Genomic DNA, 24,512 nt, shown 5'->3' with positions numbered 1-24,512 from the left:
AAACTCAGGGATTAGCCTCACGATTTCCTGTTAAAAAGCCGATAAGAACGACATGAGAAACGGAACGTATCTGATCGCAATACTCTCATTGCTCACGGGCTTTTCCGCGTTGGCTTCGCCCAACTCACTGACCTATCAAGGCCGCATTTTGAAATCAGACGGCCACGCGCTGGAATACAACAACGTCAGCTTCCTGTTTGAGATCACCAATCCTAATGGCAGTTGCGTGATCTATCGGGAACAAAAAGACGGCGTGAACATGGTGAACTCGGCCGGTGTGTTTGACGTGCCAATCGGCTCCGGCACCAAACTTTTCCCCGCCGATCCTCTTTTCACTTTACTTGAGGCATTTAACAACTCCAAAACTCACAACTGCTTCGGTGGTTCCACCTATGCTGCCCAGGCCGGTGACACTCGTTTGTTGAAAGTGCAATTCCATGATGGTTCCGGATGGAAGATCATCTCGCCATCCAATGAAATCCGCACGGTTCCTTATGCGGCCTATGCCCTGTCATCAGAAAAGCTCGGCACAAAAACGGAAGAGGACTTCCTGCAGAAAGCCGGAGTGCCAACTTGCGCAGCCGGTACGTTCTTAAGCTGGAATGGCACTGCATTAAGTTGTGCCGGTGTATCCGGCGCCAATGGCGGAACAGTCTCTGATGTGACTTCAGCCAATGCATATATCACTATCACCAATGGCACGACGACTCCCCAGCTGACTCTGAATGTCGGTCAGAATGCCAATCAGGTTGCAGCCGGAAATGATGCACGCTTTAGCGACGCCCGGGTACCGACCGGTGCAGCCGCCGGCGACTTGGGTGGAACCTATCCAAACCCGTCTGTTGCAAAGATCCAGGGCGTGGCAGTTTCTGCCGCAGCCCCAACGAACGGTCACTTTTTGAAATTCAACGGCACCCAATGGCTGTCTGCTCAAATAAGCACCGGTGATGTGAATGGCCTGACGGCCACTTTGAACAACTATATGACCGAGGCCGACTTCAACACGGCGGTGGCCAATGCCAACTGCGCAGCCCACCAAACGATGTACTGGAATGCAGTGTCGGGCTTTAACTGTCAATCCATCAACGTCTCTGTTGCAGGTGATGTCAGTGGCACCATTGGTGCCGTGGCCGTGAATAAAATCAAAGGCATCACTGTCGATACGACAGGTTTGGTCGCCGGACAGGTGCTGAAATATGACGGCACCAGGTTCGCACCCGCCGCAGATAATGACGCCAATTCCGGCGGAACTGTGACCAACATCGCAACCGGCACGGGGCTTTCCGGCGGTCCAATCACTTCCACCGGCACGATCTCGCTGGCTAATACAGCGGTGACGGCCGCATCTTATGGTTCAAGCACTCAAGTTGGAACTTTCACCGTCGATGCCCAAGGGCGTTTGACAGCGGCAAGCAATGCCGCCATTACTTTCCCGGTGACGACGGTTGCGGGTCGCACGGGTGCGATTACTTTGGATGCTGCTGACATCGGCAGTGGCGCTGGTAAATATTTGACTTATCGTCCGAACAACACGGCTTGTACTGACGGTCAGGTTTTAAAATGGGTGTCTGCGAACAATCGGTGGGAGTGCGGAACTGATACTGACACTTCTTCCGGCGGTACCGTCACTAATATCGCAACCGGCACCGGTCTGTCAGGTGGTCCGATCACCTCCACCGGGACAATTTCTTTGGCCAACACGACAGTCACTCCGGCTGTTTATGGTTCTACCACTGCAGTGGGCACATTCACTGTTGATGCTCAAGGTCGCCTGACGGCGGCTTCGAATGCAGCAATCGCCTTCCCGGTCACAACCGTTGCAGGTCGCACAGGTGCTGTGACGTTGGATGTGGGTGATGTAGGTAACGGTGCTGGCAAATACTTTGTCTATCGTCCGAACAATACAGCTTGTACTGATGGCCAGGTTTTAAAATGGGTGTCCGCGAACAACCGTTGGGAGTGCGGTACTGATACTGACACTTCTTCCGGTGGTACTGTGACCAACATCGCAACGGGCACTGGTTTGACAGGTGGCCCGATCACCTCGACCGGAACGATTGCGTTGGCCAATACGACAGTGACAGCGGGTTCTTACACTCGTGCATCCATCACAGTGGATGCTCAAGGTCGTTTGACTTCAGCTTCCAGTGGTGCGGCGATCAATCTGGCTTCAGATATCACCGGCACTTTGCCGATTGCAAATGGAGGTACCGGGACGACAACGGCTTTGGGGGCATTCAATGCGTTGTCCCCTCTGACAACCAAAGGGGACGTTCTGGTTCGTGATGCCACCAACAATATCCGTCTGCCGGTGGGAACGAACGGTCAGGTGCTGACTGCCGACAGTGCTGTTGCCGCGGGTGTAAAATGGGCGACTCCCAACGCGGGAACTGTGACCAGTGTCTCTGGTACAGCGCCGGTTCAGGTGGCTACGGGCACTTCAACACCAGTGATTTCCGTTGATGCTGCGACAACGGGAGCTCGCGGTGTGGTTCAGGTGGGCTCGGGTATCGCGGTTTCCTCAGGCACTATCAGTGCTGATCCGGCGAACTTCCCGTCTGCGGTACCGGTATCCAAAGGTGGTACGGGCGCGACGTCTTTGACGGCCGACCGTCTGCTTGTTTCCAACGGCACAGGTTCTGCGGTGATTCCATTTACCTGCGGCACCGCACAGATGCTGACCTTCAATGCGTCGGGAGTGATGGGTTGTACGAGTTATTCTTCTTCGGGGATTTTTGCCAATGGCGGCAATAGCTTTGGTACTGCGGCAGTCCTGGGCACCAACGACGCCCAGTCTTTGACCTTTGAAACAGACGCCAATCCCCGCATGACCATTCTTGCCACAGGCAAAGTCGGCGTGAACGAAACGGCTCCGACAGGGAACCTGCATCTTTCCAACACAGGGGCGGTGGACTTGCGCATTCAGGACAAGTCCGGCACTCCGGTCACCATGCGCATCCTTTCCCAAAGTGGTGCCAACTATATCGAATCTGGTACTGATTTCACCAACACCACTTCAGCGGACCTGCATTTCACCGACATGATGGGTGTGAACAAATGGATGACCATCAAAGCCGACGGTAAAGTCGGTATCAACACCAACGCCCCGGCAACGAATTTCCAGGTTAAGGGCGGCGCGGTGATTGGGGATATCACTCCATTCCCGGCGAATTTCAGCATTATCACAACTGAAACTTTGAATGCGACCTTGCGCAATCACACGGAAACAACTGGTAACTATGTGGCTGCCGGTGCTTATCAACGCTTCAGTCCTGCTGCCAATTCCACCATGTCGACACATGCTCTGGTCAGTATCGTTGTTCCAAATGTGCCTTCCGGCGTGACTGTAACAAGTCAAAATGAAGCCTTCCACGCCAATGCCACACGCAACCGCTATGCGGGGAACGTGGATGCGGGAACAGTGTCATACCTGGCTTCCGGACAATTCGTCTATGGACATGAAAACTATGTCGCGGGTAATGCCCCTACGACCACAGATGCCTATGGTATCCGTATCGTGCCTCATTTGCAGTCCGGTACAGTCACAAATATGTACGACCTGTTCCTGCAGAATCCAAGCACCGGCGGAACTGTCACCAATCGCTACGGGATCTATCAACAGAATACTGGAGCCAAAAACTACTTCGCCGGCGCTACCGGATTTAACACTGCCACAAGTCCGCTGGCGAATATACACATCGGAAGCTCGGGCACTGGAAACACGGCCTACTCGTCTTTCCAGATGGGTAATGACGCCACATCAAGCAACAACTTCCACATCGTCAATGAGTTCGCCACCAACCGCCGCCTGAACTTCTACAAAGGAAACCTGGGTTCCGGCGGTCTGCTAATGTCTTTAAGCGACACCGGCTATTTTACGGTGGGTGAAACCGCAGCCACGGGCGGTGGGGTCCTATCTCTTAAACCTGGTGGAATCGATCACACTTACATCCAGTTCTATGCCCGCACAGCCTCCCCAACTACACGCACGGGATACTTCGGAACTCCGGCATCTGGCAGCACAAACATGAACGTTGCCAACGAGATGGAAGGTGGACAGATCGATTTCCTCACCAAGAGTGGCGGCGCTGTCAGCGCCAAGATGACCTTGTCGGCGGTCGGAAACCTGACCACGGCAGGAACTGTGAACGGCGCCTCGGACATCCGTCTGAAAAAAGACATCCACGTTCTAAATGGCAGTCTGGACAAAATCCTGCAACTGAAGCCGTCTTCCTATCGCTGGAAAGATCCGAATGCAGATCCAAGACTGCAGATGGGTTTCATCGCTCAGGAGCTTGAAAAAGTTTACCCACACGTAGTGGACGAAAACAAAAAAGGCATCAAAGCGGTTTCCTACATCAACATGATCGCTCCGATCACAAGTGCAGTGCAGGAACTTTACCATAAATTCAAAGCGGTCCTCACGAATCATGACGAGCGGATTTCCACTCTGGAAACGCAGATGACCGCCTTACAAAAGCAAAATGAGCTTCTGCTCAAACAGAATGAAGATCTAATGAAATATATCAAGTCTCAAAATGAGAACACTCAACGTCTGCCGGCTTCAAGCCGATAAGATAGTAACACTGAGGTATTGCGTGAAAAGGATCGTTATAGCTTCACTACTAATACTCGCCACGGGATGTTCTATGGAAGCATCTCTGGAGCAGCTTGCTGAAATTGCTCCTCCGCCAGTCAAATTCCAGGATCCGGCAAAGACCACAGGTTTGGTGTCCGGCTCCACGCAAACAGGCACGGCCACGGGTGGTGGTGTGACCTATCACGTGCAAAGCACGGTGGGGAACTACATGTCCGGTATCGAACAGAAAACTGCCGACGACACCTACAAGGTGTACAGCTCGGTTCAGGGCGCGATCGTTTCCAACTAACCCCGGCCCCACATTCAATTTAACTTTGAAGCCCCTTGCGACCCAAGGGGCTTTTTGCTGCCTTGTAGCCAGAAAAAACAACCAGACACCTTTTCCCCGTTCTTTGGTCCAGTGGATTTAAGTTTCAAAATAAGACAGCCGATAAGGGATTCAGTGAACCATGGAAGGGTTTCTTATGATGCTACTGATTGCGCTAATGCTTGGATTATCGAATTCATCCCACGCCGCAGATATGTCCGTGGTGGATGTCCGCCGCAATATCACGCTGTCGGAAACCGACACCGTTTATAAAGACTTCTACATCAACGCCGGCCCCGGCTCGGGATTGAAAAAGAATTTGGTGGTTACGGCCGTTCGCAAGATCAACATCCGTGACGCCAGTGGCGCCAATGCCGTTGGTGAAATCCTGGTTCCCGTGGGGCAGCTGAAGATCATCGCCATTTACGACCGTGTGGCCGTGGCCCGTGAATTCACCCTGCTTTCCCGTGATGAGCTGCCAATGCTGGAGCAAATCGGTATCATGACCGGCGACCGCATCGACCTGGGTGGGTCCTTTATCGACAACTCCAAACCCAAAGCCAAAAGAAAGGTCGCTGAGGCTGAAACTCCGGCAGCCACCCCGGAAGCTTTGGTCACGGTAACTACGGTTACGACCCCGGCCCAAGCCACCCAAAACCCTGTAGTTTCTGCAAACCCCTCCCCGGCGGTTCCTGCGGCAAATACAGCTCCGGCGGCCCTGGCTTTGACCCCGGCCCCAACAGCGGAAAGACTTGATAATTCGGTGGTTTCTGATAACACCACTCGGAATGAGTGACACAAATTCCTACTTCCGAATCCGCCTAAGCCAGGTTCCTGCTGAACTTGAAGATATCATCACCACCCACTGCTTTGAATGTGGCGCTTCCGGCGTCACCGAGGCTTTGCCGTTTTCGCAGCCAGATCTGACTTACGATCCCAAAATTCTTCATGTGCGCGCCCACGAAATGGACGTGTTCTTCAACGAACGCCCGGAATGCAATTTCTTCGACGGCTTGCTTGAGCTGAATGAAGGCATCAAATGGCACATCCACGAGGAAGAAACCAAAGACTGGCTGGAAGAATGGAAAAAAGGCTTCAAACCTTTCAAACTGGTCGGCGACTTCTGGGTTGTTCCATCCTGGTTGACCCCTCCAGAAGAATGCAAACACCCGATCTATATTGATCCGGGCATGGCCTTCGGCACCGGCACTCACGCCACCACTCAGATGATGGCGTTCTTCATCCACAAGCTTTCTGAAAAATACAAAGGTGATCTGGCGAACTGGGCAATGCTGGATGTGGGCACTGGTACGGCGATCCTTGCGATGCTGGCACAGATGTCCGGCATGGGCTTGGTTGCGGGTATTGAGATTGATCCTGAAGCCCGCCGTGTGGCCCGTGAAAACGTGAAGCTGAACAAGCTGCCACAAATTGAAATTCCAGAAACACAAATCGAAGACATCCGCGATCAGTATGACGTGGTTGTGGCCAACATCATCGATGGTGTTCTGATCAACATCAAAAAAGATCTGCTGCGTGTATTGAAACCAGGCGGCAACATGCTGCTGACCGGGATTCTGGAAGAGCGTGACAATCACTTCTTTGAAAAGTTCATGGAAAACTCCGGCCTGACCGTGGTTCGTCGAATTGAAAAAGACGAATGGGTTGGATACTGGGTTCAGTCATGAGACGCTACTGGATCGAAAAAAAGGATCTGTTCCAGGATCAGGTGAATTTCACCGGCGACGTCTTTCATCATATCTTCGATGTCTGCCGTCAGGAGATTGGTTCCAAATTCGAAGTGCTGACTGAAGACAGCAAAGCGTACTTTGTTGAAGTCACTCACGTGTCCAAAAAGAACGCCACGGCCCGCGTTCTGGAAGAGCGAATCATTCCCGCGTTGAAAGAGCCACACCTGCATCTGGTGCTGTCGCTGTCGCGTTTCCCCGTGATGGACGCCATCATGGAAAAAGCGGTGGAAATGGGTGTGACCAGTATTCATCCGTTCTTTTCTGAATTCAGTTTCTTAAGAAAAGGCGAAAAGCTGTCTGACAATAAAACCGACCGCTGGGACAAGATCGTCAAATCCGCCACCCAGCAAAGTGGCCGCGGCGACCTGATGAAGGTTCACCCTGCCATCCCATTTGAAAAGATCTCGGATTTGATTAACCGAAATGGGTCCGGTGTGGGTCTATTTGCTTATGAGGGTCCGTCGACTCTAAGCATCAAGGAATACGTCAGCAAGGTCAAAGCCGACCACCCCGCCGGGATCAAAGACGTCTGGATTATCGTGGGCAGCGAAGGTGGGTTCTCTCACCGTGAGGTCGAAGAATTCCAAAAACTAGGCCTTCATCCAGTCACTCTGGGGCCCCAAGTTCTGCGAGTTGAAACGGCTTGCATGACCTTGGTCTCCGTCCTAAAGTATGACTTTGATCTGATGTGTTGATTTAAGGAGAAGGCATGGATCCTTTTGAGGAATTTGAGTTTAAGCCCCTCACGGATGGTTTGGGTTTTCACAAGAAAAAACAGGCAAATCCAGCTCCGGAAGAAAGCTTCGTAGCCACCCCACGCATCAAGAAGGACCAAGGTCTGGAGCTGATTGAAGAATCCTCCACCGATCCTCTTCGCCCACCATTGCCACGCAAAAAAGCGACAACAACTTCCCTGCCACCGACTCCAGGTGGTTTGACGGAAGTTGGCGGCGACGGCACGTCTTCTGCGGCAGTGGATGAGATCCTTAAAACTCTGCAGAAAAATCGTCGCCTGGATTTCGACAAGTCCACGGCGAAACAAAAGATCACGGGCACAGCTGCCAAAGAAGAATTCAAAAAAACCACCTTCAGCTTCTCGGCCGCTTTGTTGGACGGAATGCTGGTCGTGGCTGCAAGTCTTCTTTGCATGATCATCCTGTTGGTTGTGACGAAAGTGGACCTGATCGGCAATCTGACCAATCCGGACTCTCAAGGCATGATCTATCTGGCGACATTCAGTCTGTTTGCTGGCGTATCCTTCATCTATCTGACTGTGAACCGCATCTTTGTGGGTTGCACTCCGGGTGAATGGGCGTTTGATCAACGTATCGGAAGACCTGAAGAGCTGAACAAAGCCGCTTACTCTTTAAAAGTGGTTGCACGTTCTTTAGTGGTGATCGCAACGGGTTTTGTGATCCTTCCGATTCTGTCAGTTCTGTTCAATAAAGATATCACGGGCTCCATCACTGGCGCTCAGCTGTTCAAAAAGGCATAAGTTCCATGGGTCAGGTCCGTAATCTCGATAACATTGAAACGACTCTGGCCCCTCTTCGTGCTGCCGGCAAAAAAATCGTATTCACCAATGGCTGCTTTGACCTTCTTCATGTGGGTCACGTGCGCTATCTGCAAGAAGCTCAAAAACTGGGTGATTTGCTGGTGGTGGGCGTAAACTCGGATGCCAGCGTGAAACGCCTGAAAGGCCCTACCCGTCCGGTGCAGATCGAAGCCGACCGCGCCGAGATTCTGGCGGCGCTGAGTGCCGTGGACTTCACTGTCATCTTCACTGAAGACACTCCGGAAAATCTGATTCACAAAGTACGCCCTGACATTCTGGTCAAAGGCGGAGATTGGAAAATTGATTCCATCGTGGGAGCACCGTTTGTGATGTCCTATGGTGGCCAAGTCATGTCCCTGCAGTTTGTCGATGGCAAATCCACGACCAAGCTGATCGAAAAAGCGCAAAAGTAATTTTCAGCGATCTAGAAACGGAAGCCGATTTTTCCTGAGTATACAGAATCGGCATAGCGGTCGATCTGCATGGCGATGAACATCTTGGAGATGTCGACGTTGATACCAAAGACCGCGTGGTCTTCAACAATATCCTGAGTCACCGTATTTTGATCTGCAGTGATCCCATCCGGGCCGCCGATGAATGTGCCTGTCGCACGCAAACGTCCAGCACCCACATAAATCGCCAGACGATCCATGGTCACAGTCGCAATCAGGTCATAACCCATGCTGGACACATTGATCAGATTTGAAAAGTTCGCGCCCCCGCCATAAACCATCGCCGTCAACGTCAACGGGAAAAAGCCGGCCTCATAAAAACCCCAGCGCAGTTGCGCACCAAAGTTTTGCATCTTTTCATCCTGCACGGTCGGTGTGAAATACACGTGTGCATCGATATTGTAGTAAAGACCTTTACCGATAGTCAGGGTGTAGTAATTGAACTCGCCTTTGTCGGCGGTCTTGCTGCCCAGGGCAGAAAGATCTTCGGCCGGAATGAATTCTGTGGAAAGACCAACTTCAATCCCCGTGTAACCGCCCAGTGGATAAGGATTATCAAGAATTTTGGAGGCTGATCCAAATCCCAGAATCTGCAAAGTGCGGATCTGATCACCAACAGTCAGGTTGCGGGGCAAATCAGTGGCGGCATGGGAATAAGAAGTTCCCACCAATGCGATCATTAAAATGAAGCTGCGCCAGAAATTAGAAAAGCCCATAAATATGGGCTTATTCTCATCGAAAAAGACGGGGGCTGTCCAGTTTTAAAGAGACGCAACCGCCGCAGTTTGAATTTGACTCAAAGCTGCAGAAGCCAAGCCTGCAATTTCGCTGTCCTGGCTCTGTGCCAGTTGCTGGAAGATTGGAACAAATTTGCTGTAGCTTTCCACAGAGTTTGCCACCACGTCACCGCGGGAACCGCGTGGATCCGACAAGTTCGTGCCGGTTTTAGCTGCTGCATAACCCTGCATCACCACTTGAGTTGCTGCAGTCACCACTTCAGGACTGTTCGTTTGCAAAGCAGACATCAGGTAAGGCAAGCGACCGGAAGCCGCGTAAGTCATCATATAGCTTTGTACTTGAGTCTGAACTTCTGGAGCCAGGGAATCATGATACTGAGCTGCCACAGCGAAGCTTTTCGCGCTGTAAGCACCCTTCAAGGCCATCAGACCCAGCAGCTGAGTTTCAGATTTATTGCCACGAAGAAGATCCGTCACGATTGTATAGAAAGTCTGATCGTCCACTTCTTTGGACTCATAAGCAGCAATCAGCTTAGCCACGTTTTCTTTTGTAGGCTGAGCCTGCAAAAGAGCGCGCCACTGATCACCGGACAAAGCGGACTTGTTCGGCTCTGCTTGTTTGTTGTTACCGGAAGTGTCTTCAGCGATCTGATTGTTGCCATTGCCATCGCCCACCGTGATGTCTTCACCCAGGTTGGCGCGGTTTTCATCAGCACCCACCACATTGATATCAACGGATGGCTTTTTGATTTCAGTTGGAGCTTTGGAGTTTTCTTTCTTTTTAGCTGCAGTTTTAGTCGCCGCTGGCTTTTGACCTGCTGCTTGAGCTTCTGCTTTCTTCGCATCAGCTTTTTTCTTTTCAAACGGGTTCTTGTAATCACGGGAGATCTCACGGTCACCCAGATCAAACAACGCCGCCAAAATGGATTTAGGGCGAGGCATTTCGTAAACGACCTCAAGCTCCTTGATGGCATTTTGAACAGGGGATTTCAACAGATAGCTCATCCCGCCCACCATCACGATGGCAAAGCCGACGATTGCGATTTCGAGTTTTTTATCTGTGAAGCTCATTGGGGCCTCCTGTTCTTATCTGTATGTAAGAGCAGTGCCTGTGCCACCTATTGGCGAATATAGAGCATTTAGCGCAATTCACTCTGAGACAGAGCCGTACTTGCGCAACCCCCTGTCAGGTTTTTGATCATTTCTCAGACTGAGACGGCGGTATTAGACGTGGCTGGAGCCGGGGCAGAAGCCAGGGCGGGGGCCAATGGAAGGGAACTCGCGGCAGGTGTCCGGGCGTTTTTCATAGACCGTGCACAGGCGGGTTTTCGTGTCCAGGAACAGGCAATCGCGGTTCGCTTTTTGAGACAGCATGAAGAACTCGGTGCCTGACCGGTAGGACACGATAATGCCCTCTTTCATCAGACGCTTGGCTAATTTTTTGATGGAGCCCTGGGCCTCGTCTTCGGTGGCGACCCCCAGGCGGATCAGGTCAGAGATTTTGATTTCGACCGGCATCGTGCAACAGCCGCCATGGCAGCCATTGCACATTCCAGATTTATAGGGTTTCCACGTCGAAGGACGATCGATATCAGGCTTTTTCATGAACTTTAACTATGGAAGCTGCTGCTTTCTTTTAACCAGTTTGCTGTTGTACTTCGCAGACGGATCTGCGGCAGTCAGCAATACAACACTGTAACCACGGTTGTAAAGCTCACGCAAAAACTGAGGCATGATTTCAGCAGTTCTTCTTTGAATGTCGTGGAAAAGCACGATACCACGCCCCTGACTCTCAACGTTCGCAAGAACGCGGGCCAGCAACTGTTCATTGCTTTGAGTTCTCCAGTCATCACTTTCGATATTCCAAGCAAACTCACCGGTGGATTTGGTTTTCAGGAAAGCTTTCAAATCCTTGGAAGTCTCACCATAAGGGAAGCGGAACACAGGGTCCACCCAACCAAGTACATCAAAGACCGCCTGGTGACCACCGCGGATTTCCGCTGCGGCTTCATCGAAAGTCAGGTTGCGATTGCCCATTTGTTTGTAGCAGGCAACGCTGGTTCCCAAGCACGCGTGCGTGATCGAGTGACTGCCGATAACATGTCCGTCAGCGGCAACACGCTTCAAAGCGTCCGGATTGGTTCGTACAGATTTACCGGTAGCGAAGAACATTGCTTTCGCGTTCACTTCCTTCAACGCACGCAAAATAGCGTCGGTGTAAAGGCCGTGAGGACCATCGTCAAATGTCAGAACGATTTCTTTACGGGCCACATCACCCCTTACCGCCATATACCCATTGGACATATCACGCTTTTGGGTGTTGTCAGGGAAACGGAAAGAATTCTGTGACTGCACAGCCTTCAGAGCATGCCCCTGAACGGCCATAGTTTCGCGCTGTTCGTCGAAGTGCGCATCCACCTGAGCCAGAAGCTCTTCTTTACAACCGCTCACCAAAGCGCGGTTGTTTTCATCGCGGATTTCATTTTCAAACAAAGTCAGATCCTGAGCCGGAAGAGCTTTCAGCTCCTGGCACAGTTCGGTCTTCATGGATTCACGCTTGCTGGAATCAACCATAAATTCATGGCGCCAGTTAGCAAATAATGCTTCCGGGTTGGCTTCAGAGTTTTCCCACTCAACCAGCGTTTGCGCTGACTGGTTGTCAGACACCGCCTGACGAACACTGCTACCGATCTGGCTTCCACATCCCACCAAGGAAGCCGCAGACATGATTAACATTCCCCCGAAAACAAGATTCTTCATATTCACCTACTGAGAAACGTCAGTACCCTGACCTACATTAAGAACGTTCCAAGCAATCTTCTGCTGTTCGTCCACGGATTCGTCTTCCTTCTTGGCTTCCGGTTTCTTTAAACTGAATTTGATCTTGGAGTTTTCAATAATCACACGTGGATCCACGGAGTGATTGTCGAAGATAACCAAGTTGCGGGAGGCCTGCGCCGTCACCACATGCGGGTTCCACAGGTATCTGAAATAGATCACCAATGAACCAATAAACTGACTTAGCAACAAGGACAACAGCCCCAGACTCAGCAGACCGATCTGCGGCAGGGTTGTTTCCCAACGGGCTCTTTCCAGAACCTCAAAACGTGTGTCGATGGAAATCTTCATCGCATCCAATTTGGTTAACGCTGTGCTGAGTTCCTTGTAACGGTTGAACTCAAGCTCGGATTTCTTTTTCAGGTCTTCCACCATCTGGGCTGCAAATGGAAGGTCTTTCACTTCCTTTTTCAAACGGGCGATGGAGGCCTGCACCTGACCCAGCTTACCAGCCAGGATGTTGTTTTCGATTTTCAAAGCTTCGATACGACCACCCACGCCGTAAAGCGCGCTTTCTTTCTGCTTGCCTCGGCCGGCTTGCAGATAGTCGATCATCTTTTTGTTCTCGGCCATTTTCAGTTTGATCTCGTTGGACCGAACCAAAAGGTCAGAAACGTAGTCACCCATCTTGTCTTTGGAAGCCAAAGGCAGCAGATTTTCATCTTTGTTCTGCATTTCAGCCAGCTGTTTACCCAAAGACACCAGTTTTTCATCAGCGTCCGCTTTTTGTTTCACCATGAAATCTTCCACGCGGTTGATTTCACTCAGCTCACGGGTTTTCAGCTTTTCCGCCGCCAGTTCAGACACTGTGTTGGAAAGGAACAAGGACATGGACTTGATCGGTGTCACCGCAGAAACGCGGATCTCGAAATCAGAATCCAGATTGATTTTTGTCCAGGCATTCAAAACCTGCAGCAACTGAACTTTGCTTTCTGGATTGGCATCCAGACCTTTCAGGTACTTTTCTTTGAAGATCTCAAAGCCTTTGCGCTCTTCCAGAGTGATTTCTTTGCTGTTGCCACGGGCTTGAACACGGTTCAGCAGATCCTCATAAAACTCGCGGGTTTTCAGATACTCAATGTGCTTGGAAAGAACACTGCTGCCCTTTTTGGATTCCTGAACCGACTTGGACATGCCATAGAACTGGTTCGAGAACGCCTGCAAAGAGGAGTTCTGTGAATCGTGGATCACGATCGTGGAGTTGGCCACAAACGGAACCTTCACGGCATAAACCAAAGCGCTGATTGCAAAGAGAACTGCGGTAAACAGGGCAAACATCCGCCAATGCGACAGATATAGTTTGATAATTTCGCCAACTGTTAATTCCGGTTCAATATGTTGATCACTCATATTTCCCCACCTTCTAGTGTCACGAACCTGTAAGCATTGGTTGTGCCACCGAAAAATGGCTTTGGCCTGTGTTATATAAGCAATGAGGATTAAGAGTTTGAAATTACTTCACGGCAGAGCGCCCATTTGACAACTTCCACAGCAGGAGGACCGCTAGGATGAATAGGCTCCCAACCAGCGGACCGAAGGCAAGCCCCAGTCGGAAATGAGTTACTTCGGACTGCTCAGTCAGGGCCCAGGTCAGGATCTGTCCGGTAACAGCCAAAGCCACCCCCCGGGAGATCTTCCCGATCATTTTCCATACCCCGAAATAGAGCCCCAGCTCTTCACGTCCGGTCCGATCCTCTTCAGCCTTCACTATATCGGTCAGGAGCGACTCTAAAAGCACGGCAGAGCCTACCAGGACTCCTCCAACTCCCGAAGCCCATAACAGCGCCCACCCCACCTGTTCAGGCGGCAGCATCGGATATATGAAGGAGCTGACCATGCCCAGGACAAACACCCCCCACATCAGGGCCCGGCGCTTGGGCACGTATTTGACCAAAAACAGCCAGCCGGGAATGGCGATGGTGAACGACAGCAAGAACAGCAGCAAAACTGCGGTGATTTCTTTTTCGGAAAACTCCAGAGCTTCCCGATAAAAATACAAAGCCACCGACGAGTTGAAAGTCAGCCCGATGTTAGCGACAAAGTACGCTGAAAGCAGCGGCATGAAACTGCGGTTTTTCAATGGCTGGAACAATGAAAACTTAGACTGGGCCAGTCCCTGTCGGGCCGGACGATTGTACCGAAGGGCCGTATACCACGAAACCAGAGTGCCCACACAAAGCAGCAGCACAATCATCCACGCGGTCTGTGCATAGGGCTTTGATTCACGCGCAATCAGAAAGTATCCCGGCACGGCAATGCCAAAGATCGCCCCCAGATTGCCGAACGCCAGCCGCCAGCCAATCAACTTGGAGCGCTCGCGGGAATCTTCGGCCAGATCCCCCACCAGCGCCGAATAAGGCACACTCAAGCAGGTGTAGGCCGTATTCACCAGCAGCGAAAAACCCAGCAGATACAAAAACTTTGTCGTCATGGATTCCATGGGCGGCGGATTCAACAGTCCCATGATGCTCACACACAAAAATACCAGCCCCCAGGGCAGGAAAGAATAACGTTCGCCCCGCTTGAAGCGCACCCGGTCAGAATAGTAACCAATCATCGGATCAATCAGCGCATCCCAAAAGATGGCCAGTCCCAGTGCCAAACCGGCCAAGGAAGAATTCAGACCCACCTCTTGAGTGTAAAAGACGAGCAAATGCAGACGCAGGAAAATCTCAACACAGTTGATTCCCAACTCTGCAAAGCCGTAGCCGAAGCCTTTCATTATTTTCCTGTTCGAGAGACCGACGCAGCAATGAAGCCAAACACCATCCAGTAAAGACGATCGGCCATGCCTCCCAAAGACAAGTGTATGTGATAAATGACCAGAATAGGAATATGGGAAAGCAAATAGATCGCCACCTGTCGCTTGGAGATGTCAAAGCTCACAAGGGCTTTGAAAGAACCCACAACCATCAGGATCAACGAAATGCCAGCAAGCACAATCAGCGGCCAGCCCCCGATCACCCCGGCCGAGACAAAGATATTATGCGGGTCTTTCATGGCGTTGTAGTTGGAAACATCGACTTCGTTCCCTGAGGCAAATTTGGAAAGCAGCCCGTGCCCCAGCCAGGGCTGCTGCAGGAAGATCTGGCTGCCCCGTTCAACTTCTTCCCAACGGGAGGCAATCCCGTCTTGTGCCTCACGAGTACCCAAAGAATTTTGACCCGTGGCCACCCCGCGAGCGAAGTCATACACCTGCGGACCAAAGAACAACGCGAACGTCAGAAGGACCGACAACGAAGCAAATTTGAAAATGCGCCCCTGATTGGTTTCGGTTTTATGCAAAACCATCGTAACAATAAAAGCCACCACTGCCGCCGCGGCCGAAGACCGCGTGCCGGTCAGAATGATGGCAAAGAAACTCCCAGCCAGCACCAGTGCGCTGAAAACCTTATGTTTCATTTTCTGGTCTTCCAATAAAGTTCCCAGTGAAAATACAAAGGCCACCGTCGCACAGGTCACCATGTGCGGAATGTGCTTAAAGACGCCGACAAAGCGACCGCCTTTAAATACCGCGCCACCGGCAATCACCCACAGCACCAGAGAAATCAACACCAGCACTCCCGACCAGCGCTGCACAAAGTACATGAAATCTTTCACATCCCACAGGCTGGGAATGATCATACCGTAAATCACCACCATAAACAGCGACACGGCCAGGGCTCCGACCTGCATGACCGGAGATTCCTCGGTATTCACAAAGCTGATTTGCAAAAGGGTCTGGACGGTCATGGTCAGGATCAGGGCAAAGACAAAGAGCTTATAGAAGCCACTTAAATGATGCCGGTCGCGCACCTTCAACCACATCAAGCCCAGTGGCAGACCCAACAGGAAGCACAAAAACACATTCACGAACGGGTGCATGCCCTGCTGGAAAATCAAAAAAGAAAAACTGTAAGGAACGGGAAGCAAAAAGCTTCCCAAAGATATCTTGGAAAGGAACAACAGGGCCACCAGGGCTTTGATCAGAAATAGAATTCGACCATCGCGGGCCCGGATCATTATTTATCCCCAGTATTTTTATCGATCAGAACCGCTGTCAGCACGATACCCAAAACGATGGACACGATGGTGATACCGCGGGAAGCTTCGCTGCTGATCCAAGGCGTGCGTGGAGGAACATACACAAAGTCATCCTGTCCCAGCTTCAGGTTTTTGCCGCCACCGTACTTGATGATCTTTTCGGCATCAACCTCATAGGCGCCTTGATATTCGCTCAACGCTTTCATATTAAGATCAGACCAGGATTTCGGCTCGGTCTTACGAACCAGAACTTCAGAAAGGTCCCCACCGTTCGTGGTTCCACCCGCCAAAGTCAAAAGCTTCAGAAGTTCGGTGTTTGCAGGAACGTAATAGATGCCTGGTTTATAAACCGCCCCCAACAATTGAACACTGATCAGGGATTCTTTAGGGGAAGAACGAAAGATATATTCAGAGGCTTGAGCCGGGGGCTTGATGTCGCTTAACAAACCCAACTCTTGGGCATGAACAGCCGGGGTGCAAGCCACCCCAAAGACGAAAGCCACAAACAGGCGCAGGGACTTTTGGATATTCATTACTCTCTCCTTCTACACTCGTGCATATTCAACACTGGACCTAAATCGAGAGCCTCGACTCTTGTCAATAAATTTCGATGACTTGACTTCCGTCTGTGCTTCACAATGAAGTCTATGACGAACTCTGTTCCTGATCACGAAAAACTTTTTGATGAGATCTGCGGCAAACTCAATGAGCTAAGCACACAACCGGAAGACGGTCCAGTGCCAGCCCCACCAAAGTATGAGCAGATGCAAGTTCAGATGAAAAAATTCCATTCAGAGCTGGTAGGCAGCCAGGAAGAACTTCGCGAGAAGATCAAGTCCCTGGAGAACGTGTCTTACGGTGCTGAAACGTTGGACGCACAACTGCAGGGCCTTGCCAATCAACTGATTGCGGAGCGTTCGAACAACACGAAGCTGAGCGGCGATCTGGCGAAGTCTTTGGAACTGAGCCTGCAACTGCAGCTGGAAATCCAGGGCCTGAAAGCGCGCGCCCTGCAAATGCAAAGTGAAGAAAAGAAATACAGCCAGGCTTTGTTTGAAAAGAACAAACAACTGCAAAGAGACCTGGATCTGAATCAGGCGTTGAAAGACGAAACCGCCATGGAGCTGATGAAAGCCAAAAGCGCTTTCGCCAAAGAACAGTCTCTATGGGAAGAACAGCGTGAACATTTCGAAAAAGAAATCCACAACCTGAAAGGTGAACGCCAGAACCTTCAGAACAATGTGGAAGAGCTGCAAACCACCATCACTCAGCGTGATGAGACCATCAGCTCTCTGAATGAAGAGATCGAAAAGATCTCGACTTCCTTCAGCGAAGTGGAGTCTTCAGCGGCTCAGCAAAATGACGTTTTGAAGAACCTGATGTCCGTGGCAGAAACCAAGATTGTGGAAATGAAGCTGGCTTTGGATAAGAAGTCCCTGGAAGCTCAGGACTACTACAGTCACCTGCAGCAGGCATTGACTCAACTGGGTGTGCTGAAACAGGAAAACGGCGCGCTAAAGGAGTACGTACAGAAATTGAACTACTACCATCAGCAGGCGCAACACGCGCAGATGGCCGTGGCTCAGATGGCTCAGGTTGCAGCTGCTCAGGTCCAGGGAACTCCGGTTCCTCAACAGCAGCAACAACAGGTATCAACTTAGTTCTTTTTTTTTCTCAGGCCTCGATCACGCGGGACTATTTAGTGACCGCGTGGCGAGGAAGATCCGGATACGATCTGTATTCTTGGACCTGCTTCGCAGCTTCACCCTTAATTCGGAAATAAGGAATGTTGGTTTTAACATCTCCCAGACCCAGTTTTTTGAACGGGTTCTTGGAGTTGTTCCAGCTGTAGTGTCCAGTGAAGAAGTCAAAGCGGCCCAGACCCTTGATACCATGACCACGGTCACGGATCACAAAGTAACCACTATGCTTGGAACCATCAGGCAATTCCAAACCCACCACTGCGGGAATGTAAATCACTTCACCCGGCTTATAGATCGTCAGATCCGCAGCCAATGTATAGAACGGATCCAGGCATGAACTGCGCACACCGTAACCAAAACGGCAGCCGTCATGAGGGATTTCAAAGAAACGGTCCTGGCCCTGGAAGTTACCGATAATATTAAACGTGTGAGTCACACCTTTTTGCACGACACCGCAAGTGCCCTGCAGTGAGCAGGCTTCCGCAGTTTTCGGGCAGACCTTCAACAATGTTTTGCCGCCTTCACCATAAAGAGGTCTTTTGGTGTTGGCCGGGCACAAAGTTGATTTATCTTCATCAATAATCACAAAGTAGTAAACAGTCGGTTTCAATACACCAGGACCCACCATTTCACTTTTCGGAATGGAAGGAACTTCTGGTTCTTCTTCACTGTTATCTGGTGCTTCTTCAGCAATTTTTTCCGGCACCACAGGCTTGGCTACTGGTTTTGGTTCCGGTTTGGTTTCTGGTTTGGTCTCCGGCTTCGGAGTTACAACCTTTGGAGCTTCCTCTTTTGGTTGCTGTGGTTTTGGAGCTGGCGTCTTCGGCGTCTCCGCAGGCGGCGCCTGTTCCTTCACCGTTTCAGTTTTGGTGGCATTCGCATTTTTTGGGGCCTGAGTTTTTTTGGGAGCGATCACTTCGATCACTTCCTCTTCATCAGTGCCCATGGCTTCTTCATAGCCATAATAGCCGTAGCTGTCCTTATTCACTTCGGACGGCAACTGATTGGTACCTTGATTGGCGTGGAATGTATGAACGCCCGCCTTCATCTGCCCACAGGCCGACAACGCCAGCAAAGCAGCTAATAGACTAGGTATTGCAATATGTTTCTTACTCATATTCAAACTCCTGACCTTGAGACGGGCGCAGAATACCAAGGTCCCCATGAAACCCGGGATTTTTGTGTTCCCCTTGAAAAGATGAAAAACGAGGTGACGAAAATAGGTACCGATAAAAACCGGTGCCATGTTATTCTGCTGTAATGAGCACAGACACTTTTCTATCCATCGACTTCGGCACAAGTAATTCCCTGGTAGGCGCTTACCATCAAGGCAAGCGTTATGAGGCCCTGACTTTGGATGAAAAAGCCTCGGATCCGACCATGATGCGGACCCTGCTCTATTTCCCGAACCCGGATCTTTGCTACTATGGCGCTGAGGCAATTGAGCAGTATATTCAGCAGGATATGGAAGGCCGTCTGTTCCGCTCTTTCAAGTCCCACCTGCCCAATCAGAACTATCTGGGAACGGTTCTGGACAACCGCATCCTGACCCTGGAAACCCTGATCGGGGTTTTTCTGCTGGAGTTGAAAAAACGAGCTGAAAAAAGTTTAGACACTGAGGTCACCAAGGCCGTGATCGGAAGACCGGCAAGGTATTCCATGGACTCTGTGGCGGACGGCTTTGCCCTGCATAGAATGCAAAAGGCCGCGGCCTTTGCCGGTTTTAAAGAAGTGCAGTTTGTTCCAGAACCTTTGGCGGCGGCCTTTGATTATCGCCGCCAACTGACTTCAGAAAAGATCGTTCTGATCGGGGACTTCGGCGGAGGCACCTCGGATTTCACTCTGATCAAGCTGCGCCCTTCCGGGTTTTCGAAAGACGACGTTCTGGCCATCGACGGCTGCCCGCTGGCAGGCGATGCCCTGGACAGCGTGTTTATGAGTCACAAGCTGAATGAATATTTTGGTGCGAAGTCCCGCTATCGTCTGCCGATGGGAAGCAACGTGATGACCATGCCCAAAGGTGTGACCCTGCGCCTGAATCATCCCGCGCACATCGTGCACTTGAAAGAAAAAGACACTTACGAATTCATCCGTGAAGTTAAAAAGTGCTCTTTGACCGCGAAGGATGCCGAAGCCGTGGAAAGATTGTTCGTCCTGATCGAAGACCAGCAGATCTTCCCGTTCTTTGAAAACATTGAAAGAACCAAACGTGCTCTTTCCAACAGCAATGAGACGGATTTTGAATTCGATTATCCGGGTCTGGAAATCAGCGAACACTTCACCAGTCCGCAGTTTGTCGAATGGGCCAAAGACACCCGCGAAAACATCTTTGCGTCGCTAGATCAGTGCCTGAAGGACGGAAACGTCACCGCCGACCAAGTGGATCTGGTGTGCCTGACCGGCGGAACTGCCAAGGTGCCGTTCATTCAGAAGGAATTTGAAAAGCGTTTCGGTTTGGAGCGACTGCAAACCCAGTCTCACTTCCACTCGGTGCTTTCCGGCCTGACAGAAGCGGCGGGCTTTGTGGCACAAGGAACTCAGATTCTTTAAGCAGGAGCTATTTCTGCCCCTGCTTTTTTTGCGTAAGAATAAAGCGGACCGACATATCCTTGGTAAAACCAGACACCTTCAAGCTTGCGAAAGAACCCTCCTGCAGGCGCTGCACGGGGGTTTGGCCTTCGGCGACCTTGGAGCCGCCCATTGGGATTGCAGTGAAGCTTAACATGGTCGAAAAAGACTCAAGGCGATCCGGACGATTTTCAAGGCGGTAAGAAGTCGAATCCACGAACATACGTATTCCGTGACGCTCTTCCAATTCGCCAGGCGCTTCGTAGCGGTACGAAATTCCATAAAAATCAGATCTGCGATTGAACAACTGCTCGGCCTGATAGTCACTGTACTCGATCATCGCACAATCGCCATTCACACACCATTCAGCCGACAAACTGACTGTCGGCAACGGAGCTTGAGGAAAATAAAAATCAGGCAGCGCCGCGACGCGAGTGTGCACAGCGCAGTCCCGATCATCCAGACAGATCTGCAAATCCAGATTCTGCTCGGTGATGGTGAGGGTTTCAACAAGACCTGTCTCGAGGTTTACAAGTTGCCACTGACGGCCATCGTTGTTTTGAATTTGATACTTAACTTTATAGTAGTGCGCACCCAACGAGATCACACGATCCACGTGATCTTTGGCAAAGACATACCAAGAACGAAACAGACCCGGATATCCTTGGCCGCCAGAAATATAATTGTCCGCCAACCACGCGCCTTCAACGGCTCCGGCCCGGGCAGGCCCGCCAACGATACAAACCACCAGACACAAAAGAGATGCGGTAAAAAAGTTTCTCATAGAAATAAGCCTAACTTCGCTTCCCCACCGAGTCACAATGCAATGTGATAGAAGCGCACTGTTCCACCCGTGCAACAGTGATTTGCATTCCTGCGGCCTAGCGAAACAGTCAAAACTAGCCGATAATCAAAGCATGAAACTTCCTTCCCGGCCTTTCAGTCGCAGATCTTTGCTTTTCGGTGCCGGCAGCCTTGCTGCTGTCGCAGGGCTTAGTCAGCTGACCTCGGCCAAGGAGCTGCTTATGATTTTCGACCCCTCCCGCAAAAATGACTCTGCAAAAATGCCCGCTCTGTTTATCGGTCACGGCAGCCCCATGAACGCCATCGAAGACAATCAATACGGTCAGCGCTGGCTGGAGCTGGGCCAAGAGATCGGAAAACCCAAAGCGATTCTATGTGTGTCGGCCCACTGGCTGAGTGCCGGGACCTGGGTCACCCAAATGGAACGACCGCGTACGATTCATGATTTCTATGGCTTCCCCCAAGCCCTGCACGATATGCAGTACCCGGCTCCGGGAAATCCGGAACTGGCAGCAGAGCTTCGCCGTCTTTCCAGGAATCCAAAAATTCAAGCCGATGATAAATCCTGGGGCCTGGATCATGGAACATGGTCCGTGCTGGCCAAGATGTATCCCGAGGCCGACGTACCGGTGGTGCAACTGTCCATCGATATGTCCGAACCCGCAAGTTTCCATCTGGAGCTGGGGAAAACCCTGGGCCAGTTGCGTGAACAGGGTGTCTTGATTCTGGGCAGCGGCAACATTGTTCACAATCTTCGTCGCATGGACTGGAATCAGCCGCGCAAGGGCTTTGGCTGGGCCGAAGAATTTGATGAATGGGTGAAGGCTCGTCTGATCGATCGCGATTTCAAAGCGGTCGGGGATGACTATGCGAAAACTTTAGCAGGACAACTGAGCGTGCCGACGCCGGATCACTATCTGCCTTTGCTGTATGTGCTGGGTGCCGCCGATGAAAAAGACAACCTGAAGTTTGAGCTTGAAGGCTTTGATATGGGAAGCATCTCGATGCGCGCGCTGAGCTTTGGCAGAAAGGTTTAAGCCATGAGCCTGCAATACATCTATCGCCCGGCAAAAGTTAAATCCTCTGGAAAATCCCCCGTGCTGTTGTTGCTTCACGGGGTTGGCTCCAACGAGCAGTCACTGCTTTCACTGACTGAGGGACTCGATCTCCGCTTTGCGGTTTACAGTTTGCGCGCTCCTTTGGTTTTGGGGGCCGGAAGCTTTGCGTGGTTTCATGTGAATTTCACTGCCCAAGGTCCTTTGCACAACCAGCAAGAGGCCGAACAATCGCGAAAGATCCTGATTGATTTCATTCGTGACTTGCCAAAAGAAAATCCGGACATCGACGCTGAGAATATTTTCGTTCTGGGATTCAGCCAGGGCACGATCATGGGGCTTTCTTTGGCTTTGACCGAACCCGATCTGTTCAAGGGCCTTGTCGCCATTTCCGGGCGCACACTGCAGGAAATTTCCGCGCAAGCCAAAGAGCGCAGCTATCCCCGCTCACCGAAAGTGCTGCTGATGCATGGACGTCAGGACAGCAAACTTCCCTATACTCACGGCTTGAACACCGAGGCCGTATTGAAGGCCGCCTCATTTGATTTTCAATTTGAAAGTTATGAAGCAGACCATCACATCACGCCGCAGATGCTTCAGGACCTGCACCAGTGGCTAATAAAACGCATTTCAGCCTGACCGCAATGATTTGCTGCGGCCTCTCAGTTATATTTTAGCTGCACAATGCGCTAACATTGGGTATCTGAACGACTAAGAGGTGAACTTATGATTCAAGCATTCCGTATTTTGGGTTGGCTCGAAGGGGCTTCCTTCCTGATTCTTCTTTTGATCGCTATGCCTATGAAATACATGGCCGGCAATCCCGCTTTGGTTAAATCCATGGGTCCAATCCACGGTTTCCTGTTCATCGGTTACATCCTGATGGCAAACTTTATTGCCAGCGAACTAAACTGGTCTATGAAACAAAGAATTCTTTCCTTCGCAGCCGCCGTGCTTCCCGCCGGCACTTTCTGGTTTGAACGTAAATATCTCGATAAGAAAGAGACTGTTTAGGAAAAACGAAAAAGGCCCGGAAACGGGCCTTTTTTATTTCTTAGGGGACCTCGCCCGTAAGAACGAATTGCAACGGCTCCAGAAAATTTACACCGGTCTGCTCATAAGCTGCTTTGATAATCTGGGCGGATTTAAGACAGGTTAATTTCTTCAGAGCACTTTTAGCAGGCAGCCGGCAGTCATATTGTTCTATAGACGCCATGTTGGACTCCGCACCCGTGGCTTCGTAAATCGCGCGAGACAGTGACACGACAGGCTTGTGATTTTTCTCTTGAAGATGGGCCAGGCCGATATAAATCACTGCTTAAAGCGCATACAGAGTGACCAAACCTTAGCCAAGTGCCAATTATCGGAAACACTGGACATAAGCATATTTTTATCAAAACTCCCAAGAACAAATTCACAACCAAATGTAAATTAATTACTGTTTTCTAGATATGACGAAAGTAAACTTGTTGTTTATTGCCCTAATAGCAGTAGTTACTGTGCCGGTCCTTGGATTCTTCACATACCATTGGGGATTTACGGTATCCGACAAAATGGAATCATGGGGACAAGTTGGCGACTTCATTGGAGGGACTTTAAATCCAGCCATCTCAATCCTCAACTTACTAGCACTTGTGTATTTAACCAAAATCGTTCAAGAAAATGAACAAATCAGAACAAAAGAAAATTATAAAATGTCATACAAACCCATCGGAGTTGTATACGCATATGACTTTGAGAACTGTACACATGTCGAACTTCTAAACTGCGGAACAGGGCCACTTTTTATAAACGATGTATCGGCAATTAAAGGTGGCGAATCAAGGAAAAATCTTCTTGAACATATGCCGACGTTGCCTAAAACAATGACCTGGTCAAACTTCCTACTAAGTCACAATGACATTGCAATTGCACCCGGACGATCAATTGATATCTTAAAAATCGAATACCCATCGGAAAACAGAATCACGAGTAATATAAGGAAAAAGATCAGACTGACACTGGCAGAGTGCACACTAAAAATAACTTATTGTGGAATTTCAGAAGAGTCTACACAACTCCTTTCAAAGACTTTCACAAATTTCAGCAGACACAAAGCGGGCACATAGCGGGAAATAAA

Annotated in this window: 24 protein-coding genes; 13 read left to right on the top strand and 11 right to left on the bottom strand. The window is 50.6% G+C overall.

Annotated features, from left to right (window positions below):
- Positions 1–52: 52 nt before the first annotated feature.
- The 7 genes from ACNQKP_RS07045 to rfaE2 all read left to right on the top strand — a co-directional run bounded on the left by ACNQKP_RS07045 (position 53) and on the right by rfaE2 (position 8,626).
- Positions 53–4,576 carry a tail fiber domain-containing protein gene (locus ACNQKP_RS07045; RefSeq protein ID WP_417863751.1) on the top strand — a complete coding sequence of 1,508 codons (4,524 nt, stop codon included), beginning with the start codon at positions 53–55 and terminating at the stop codon, positions 4,574–4,576.
- 73 nt (positions 4,577–4,649) lie between these two features.
- Positions 4,650–4,889: a hypothetical protein gene (locus tag ACNQKP_RS07040; protein ID WP_417863749.1), complete on the top strand. Its 240-nt coding sequence runs from the start codon at positions 4,650–4,652 to the stop codon at positions 4,887–4,889.
- A 175-nt stretch (positions 4,890–5,064) separates the two neighbouring features.
- Positions 5,065–5,703, top strand: coding sequence for a hypothetical protein (locus ACNQKP_RS07035; RefSeq protein ID WP_417863747.1), 639 nt, complete (start codon positions 5,065–5,067; stop codon positions 5,701–5,703).
- Positions 5,696–6,595 (top strand): 50S ribosomal protein L11 methyltransferase, encoded by a 900-nt coding sequence (locus ACNQKP_RS07030; protein ID WP_417863745.1) that lies wholly within the window; start codon positions 5,696–5,698, stop codon positions 6,593–6,595. Before ACNQKP_RS07035 ends, ACNQKP_RS07030 begins: the two co-directional genes overlap by 8 nt.
- Positions 6,592–7,353, top strand: a complete 762-nt coding sequence (locus ACNQKP_RS07025) for an RsmE family RNA methyltransferase (protein WP_417863743.1) — start codon at positions 6,592–6,594, stop codon at positions 7,351–7,353. Before ACNQKP_RS07030 ends, ACNQKP_RS07025 begins: the two co-directional genes overlap by 4 nt.
- A 14-nt stretch (positions 7,354–7,367) precedes the next feature.
- Positions 7,368–8,153, top strand: coding sequence for a metalloendopeptidase (locus tag ACNQKP_RS07020; protein WP_417863741.1), 786 nt, complete (start codon positions 7,368–7,370; stop codon positions 8,151–8,153).
- Positions 8,154–8,158: 5 nt separating this feature from the next.
- On the top strand, positions 8,159–8,626 hold the full coding sequence (gene rfaE2, locus ACNQKP_RS07015; protein WP_088564246.1) for a D-glycero-beta-D-manno-heptose 1-phosphate adenylyltransferase: 468 nt from the start codon (positions 8,159–8,161) through the stop codon (positions 8,624–8,626).
- 11 nt (positions 8,627–8,637) lie between these two features.
- On the opposite strand, the gene ACNQKP_RS07010 is transcribed toward rfaE2, so the two are convergent.
- From ACNQKP_RS07010 to ACNQKP_RS06975, 8 genes are all read right to left on the bottom strand, one after another.
- Positions 8,638–9,381, bottom strand: a complete 744-nt coding sequence (locus ACNQKP_RS07010) for a hypothetical protein (RefSeq protein ID WP_417863740.1) — start codon at positions 9,379–9,381, stop codon at positions 8,638–8,640.
- 45 nt (positions 9,382–9,426) lie between these two features.
- Positions 9,427–10,473, bottom strand: a complete 1,047-nt coding sequence (locus tag ACNQKP_RS07005; RefSeq protein WP_417863738.1) for a hypothetical protein — start codon at positions 10,471–10,473, stop codon at positions 9,427–9,429.
- Between the two features lie 153 nt (positions 10,474–10,626).
- Positions 10,627–11,007 (bottom strand): YkgJ family cysteine cluster protein, encoded by a 381-nt coding sequence (locus tag ACNQKP_RS07000; protein ID WP_011165627.1) that lies wholly within the window; start codon positions 11,005–11,007, stop codon positions 10,627–10,629.
- A gap of 9 nt (positions 11,008–11,016) precedes the next feature.
- Positions 11,017–12,162 carry a polysaccharide deacetylase family protein gene (locus ACNQKP_RS06995; protein WP_417863737.1) on the bottom strand — a complete coding sequence of 382 codons (1,146 nt, stop codon included), beginning with the start codon at positions 12,160–12,162 and terminating at the stop codon, positions 11,017–11,019.
- Between the two features lie 6 nt (positions 12,163–12,168).
- Positions 12,169–13,590 carry a hypothetical protein gene (locus ACNQKP_RS06990; RefSeq protein WP_417863736.1) on the bottom strand — a complete coding sequence of 474 codons (1,422 nt, stop codon included), beginning with the start codon at positions 13,588–13,590 and terminating at the stop codon, positions 12,169–12,171.
- Positions 13,591–13,693: 103 nt separating this feature from the next.
- The gene (locus tag ACNQKP_RS06985; RefSeq protein WP_417863734.1) at positions 13,694–14,962 is read right to left on the bottom strand and encodes an MFS transporter; all 1,269 of its coding nucleotides are present in this window, start codon (positions 14,960–14,962) and stop codon (positions 13,694–13,696) included.
- Complete coding sequence (locus ACNQKP_RS06980; RefSeq protein WP_417863733.1) at positions 14,962–16,242, bottom strand: O-antigen ligase family protein; 1,281 nt, start codon at positions 16,240–16,242, stop codon at positions 14,962–14,964. The genes ACNQKP_RS06985 and ACNQKP_RS06980 overlap by 1 nt, the downstream gene beginning before the upstream one ends.
- A complete protein-coding gene (locus ACNQKP_RS06975; RefSeq protein ID WP_417863731.1) occupies positions 16,242–16,796 on the bottom strand; it encodes an SLBB domain-containing protein in 555 nt (184 codons plus the stop codon). Before ACNQKP_RS06975 ends, ACNQKP_RS06980 begins: the two co-directional genes overlap by 1 nt.
- 114 nt (positions 16,797–16,910) lie before the next feature.
- On the opposite strand from ACNQKP_RS06975, the gene ACNQKP_RS06970 reads away from it, so the two are divergent.
- Positions 16,911–17,924 carry a hypothetical protein gene (locus ACNQKP_RS06970; protein WP_417863730.1) on the top strand — a complete coding sequence of 338 codons (1,014 nt, stop codon included), beginning with the start codon at positions 16,911–16,913 and terminating at the stop codon, positions 17,922–17,924.
- A gap of 34 nt (positions 17,925–17,958) precedes the next feature.
- Here the strand turns inward: ACNQKP_RS06970 and ACNQKP_RS06965 are convergent, their stop codons facing one another.
- Complete coding sequence (locus ACNQKP_RS06965) at positions 17,959–19,083, bottom strand: 3D domain-containing protein (RefSeq protein ID WP_417863728.1); 1,125 nt, start codon at positions 19,081–19,083, stop codon at positions 17,959–17,961.
- Positions 19,084–19,226: 143 nt separating this feature from the next.
- On the opposite strand from ACNQKP_RS06965, the gene ACNQKP_RS06960 reads away from it, so the two are divergent.
- Positions 19,227–20,516: an Hsp70 family protein gene (locus tag ACNQKP_RS06960; protein ID WP_011165635.1), complete on the top strand. Its 1,290-nt coding sequence runs from the start codon at positions 19,227–19,229 to the stop codon at positions 20,514–20,516.
- 7 nt (positions 20,517–20,523) lie between these two features.
- Here the strand turns inward: ACNQKP_RS06960 and ACNQKP_RS06955 are convergent, their stop codons facing one another.
- Complete coding sequence (locus ACNQKP_RS06955; protein ID WP_417863727.1) at positions 20,524–21,318, bottom strand: hypothetical protein; 795 nt, start codon at positions 21,316–21,318, stop codon at positions 20,524–20,526.
- 280 nt (positions 21,319–21,598) lie between these two features.
- Here ACNQKP_RS06955 and ygiD point away from each other — a divergent pair, with 280 nt between their 5' ends.
- From ygiD to ACNQKP_RS06940, 3 genes are all read left to right on the top strand, one after another.
- The gene (gene ygiD / locus ACNQKP_RS06950; protein ID WP_417864095.1) at positions 21,599–22,375 is read left to right on the top strand and encodes a 4,5-DOPA dioxygenase extradiol; all 777 of its coding nucleotides are present in this window, start codon (positions 21,599–21,601) and stop codon (positions 22,373–22,375) included.
- A 3-nt stretch (positions 22,376–22,378) separates the two neighbouring features.
- Complete coding sequence (locus ACNQKP_RS06945; RefSeq protein ID WP_417863725.1) at positions 22,379–23,032, top strand: alpha/beta hydrolase; 654 nt, start codon at positions 22,379–22,381, stop codon at positions 23,030–23,032.
- Positions 23,033–23,119: 87 nt separating this feature from the next.
- Complete coding sequence (locus ACNQKP_RS06940) at positions 23,120–23,407, top strand: DUF3817 domain-containing protein (RefSeq protein WP_011165639.1); 288 nt, start codon at positions 23,120–23,122, stop codon at positions 23,405–23,407.
- Positions 23,408–23,447: 40 nt separating this feature from the next.
- Here ACNQKP_RS06940 and ACNQKP_RS06935 read toward each other — a convergent pair whose 3' ends face one another.
- Entirely contained in the window at positions 23,448–23,708 is a 261-nt protein-coding gene (locus tag ACNQKP_RS06935) for a hypothetical protein (protein WP_417863724.1), read from the bottom strand.
- A 136-nt stretch (positions 23,709–23,844) separates the two neighbouring features.
- Here ACNQKP_RS06935 and ACNQKP_RS06930 point away from each other — a divergent pair, with 136 nt between their 5' ends.
- Positions 23,845–24,501, top strand: a complete 657-nt coding sequence (locus tag ACNQKP_RS06930) for a hypothetical protein (protein WP_417863723.1) — start codon at positions 23,845–23,847, stop codon at positions 24,499–24,501.
- Positions 24,502–24,512 lie beyond the last annotated feature (11 nt).

The organism is Bdellovibrio bacteriovorus (genome assembly GCF_048286975.1).
Lineage (GTDB): Bacteria > Bdellovibrionota > Bdellovibrionia > Bdellovibrionales > Bdellovibrionaceae > Bdellovibrio > Bdellovibrio bacteriovorus_H.
The sequence above is the reverse complement of the archived record's forward strand: the minus strand, read 5'-3'. Positions and strand labels throughout refer to the sequence as shown.